Here is a 767-nt window from a genome sequence, read left to right on the forward strand (position 1 = left end):
AGCCGGTTCAGCAGGAACAGCCCGTCAATGTCGCGATCGTGCCGCCACCCGAGAAGCCCAAGCCGAAACCTGCTCCAAAGCCACCGGAACCGACACCTGAAAAGAAGGCTGAGAAGCCGCCTGAACAAAAGCCGCCTCCGGAACCGCCGAAACCGCCAGACGACCAGGTTCTGAAGCGCGTTTTCCAGTACGGCCAGAAAGATACCGGGCCGGAGAAATCGCTCGACGGAAGCAGCGCTAAGCCCAGCACGCCGTCGCCGGCCAAGGATGAGGCGGTGAAGCCGCCTGTAGCACCGACACCCACGCCGACCCAGCCCGCCCCGGCTGCAACGCCACAGCAGAAGGCGGAGCCCAGCAAGCCTGACGAGAAGCCAGCCACCGCTGCGCCGGACGAAAAGCCCGCGCAAAGCGAGGAGAAGCAGGCGACCGAGGAAACCGACAAACAGCAGCCGGACAAACAGGAACCCGCACCGCAACCCGCCGAAAAGCAAGCCGTCGTGACGCCAAAGCCATTGGCGGCTGAGATCGGCGACAAGCCGGCGCCTCCAGCCTCGACTGGAAAGGCAAAGCCCAAAGCCAAACCTGCCAAGACAATGACGTTCAAACCCGCAAGAGCTTTCAAAGCGCCGATCGGGAATGCTGGAAGGTCAAATCCCACCAACGACGACGTTGCAGGATCACCGATCTATTCCGGCCTTCCGGGCGTCAGAAAGCTTTACTCGCAAGGGGCAACCGGCAATGCGTTCGCTACAAGCTCCATGGAGAAT

General features: G+C 61.9%; 1 pseudogene. It reads left to right on the plus strand.

The features are described 5' to 3' along the window. A pseudogene (locus EN893_RS38855) lies at positions 1-767 on the plus strand (hypothetical protein); the annotation flags it as partial.

Source organism: Mesorhizobium sp. M7A.F.Ca.CA.004.04.2.1 (assembly GCF_004022825.1).
Classification (GTDB): domain Bacteria; phylum Pseudomonadota; class Alphaproteobacteria; order Rhizobiales; family Rhizobiaceae; genus Mesorhizobium.